Below are 726 nucleotides of genomic sequence, written 5' to 3'. Positions count from 1 at the left end.
TACTAATTACCCGTGAGGCTTAACCATACAACGCCAAACGCGTTTTATGTGATAGTTGATAGCGCAAGAAGTTAATAGACTAAAGTAGATTTACTGAAAACTTTTATTATCAGAATTCCAAATTTATAAGGTGACTCTTAGCGCGTAGCGTTAAAGTTGAGGCACCTTGCGCAAAGGAAATGTAAGCACTACGTGCTTTGTCATTATTCCTTCGCACCCTATTTGCTTGGTAACAATAGCGTTTTGGACCCACCTGACCCCATGCCGAACTCAGTAGTGAAACGAAACAGCGCCGATGATAGTGTAGCATTTGCTATGTGAAAGTAGGACATTGCCAGGCTCCAAATTTAGTCGAAGGACTTAAAAATTAACAATTAAAATAAGAAAATTGAAAAGAATTTTCTTGGTAACAATAGCGTTTTGGACCCACCTGACCCCATGCCGAACTCAGTAGTGAAACGAAACAGCGCCGATGATAGTGTAGCATTTGCTATGTGAAAGTAGGACATTGCCAGGATCTAACTAAAGAAAGCCCGACTAGCAATAGTCGGGCTTTTTTACGTTTGCAGGAAAGTGATTTAGCAGTGAGTTATACCAATCTGCATAAAGATTAAGTCAATTTTATCCAGTCTCTAGAGCATATGCTTTTAACCGTATCAGGAACAGAAATGAATTTATTCCACGCTTGCGAAACCTGTTCGACTATTTCTTTATAACCACTAAACA

General features: G+C 39.3%; 2 rRNA genes. Both read left to right on the top strand.

Going from position 1 to position 726, the window contains the following annotated elements:
- Positions 1 to 225 precede the first annotated feature (225 nt).
- Positions 226 to 340: ribosomal RNA gene (gene rrf, locus H5200_RS23290) — 5S ribosomal RNA — on the top strand.
- Between the two features lie 62 nt (positions 341 to 402).
- Positions 403 to 517 (top strand): 5S ribosomal RNA (gene rrf / locus H5200_RS23285).
- The last annotated feature ends 209 nt before the right edge of the window (positions 518 to 726 follow it).

The sequence above is a fragment of the Pseudoalteromonas sp. SG43-7 genome, from assembly GCF_014164295.1.
Taxonomy (GTDB): Bacteria; Pseudomonadota; Gammaproteobacteria; order Enterobacterales; family Alteromonadaceae; genus Pseudoalteromonas; species Pseudoalteromonas rhizosphaerae.
This window is presented reverse-complemented; position numbering and strand designations above follow the sequence as displayed.